The organism is Auritidibacter sp. NML100628, assembly GCF_003185985.1.
Taxonomy (GTDB): domain Bacteria; phylum Actinomycetota; class Actinomycetes; order Actinomycetales; family Micrococcaceae; genus Auritidibacter; species Auritidibacter ignavus.
In genome coordinates, this window is record NZ_QHLP01000039.1 from 1 (window position 1) to 1,165 (window position 1,165).

Genomic DNA, 1,165 nt, shown 5'->3' on the forward strand with positions numbered 1-1,165 from the left:
TTGTAAGAGCTTCTTGCCCTCGTTGCCGTCGTTGGTTCGGTAAGCGCGCACAATGTCTTGATAGACGGCCCAGGTGACTTCGACGGCGGTGAAGTTGGCGTCGGCGAAGAGGTCTACGATCCGCTCCTGCTGTTTGGCCGTGAGCAGATCAGCACCGGTGTGCAGAGTCCTGCGCGCTCGATACAACGGGTCTGTTGCTCGTCCGCGATGCCCGGTGGTTTCCTGCTGAATGCGGCGGCGTACCTCGTCGAGGGCATCACCGGCGAGTTTGACGACGTGGAACGGGTCCATGACTTCGACAGCCTCGGGCAGTTCCTCAACGGAGGCTGTTTTGAAGCCGGAGAATCCGTCCATCGCGACGACGTCGATGCCATCACGCCAGTCTTTCGGTCGGGCTTTCAACCATTGCTTGAACACCTGTTTCGATCGTCCGGGCACCATGTCGAGCAGGCGTGCCGGGCCTGCTTTCTGGCTGATGGGAGTAAGGTCGATGATGACGGTGACGTACTTGTCACCGCGCCTGGTGTGCCGCCAGACGTGTTCGTCGACACCAATGACGCTGACCCCGTCGAACCGGGCCGGGTCGTCGATCAGCAGTCGATGTCCCTGCGCGAGGATCGCGGAGTTCGCGGTGTGCCAGGACACGGCGAGTTTGCGTGCGATCACGGACACGGTGTCGTGGTCGATGACGAGGGCACGCAGCGCCCAGTCGAGGCCGGTTCGCGAGATCTTCGCTCGTGGTGGCGCCGCAGCAGTGGTGTTCTGACGCCATACGCGGCCGCATTCGACGCATTTGTACCGGCGGAGGCGAATGTGAAGCGTGGTGGGCCGGTGGCCGAAGGGTTCGTGGGCGAGGTGGCGGACGACGGTGTCGCGGACGATCCCGTGTCCGCCACACCGTCGGCACCAGTCATCGGCAGTGTTGGGCTGGCATTCCAGAATGGCTTTGTGCCCGGTGATGTGCTGGCCAATGCACGTGAGGTCAAGGGAGTCGAGCCGGCAGAACGTCGTGAGATCAGGAGATGAGAAAGTAAGCTTGGACACGTCGAGGTCTTTCGGATGGACTGTGTAAGAACTTCCATCATCGGAAGACCTCGACGTCTATCCGGGCAGCGCCACGCCGTGTCCTGGAATCACTGATCCACACCCTCAATTACGAAGAGCC

At 61.5% G+C, this 1,165-nt stretch carries 1 protein-coding gene; it reads right to left on the reverse strand.

The genetic code is table 11. The features are described 5' to 3' along the window. On the reverse strand, positions 1–1,044 hold a 1,044-nt coding region (locus DCC24_RS11900), incomplete at its 3' end, for an ISL3 family transposase (protein WP_110100109.1). Positions 1,045–1,165 lie beyond the last annotated feature (121 nt).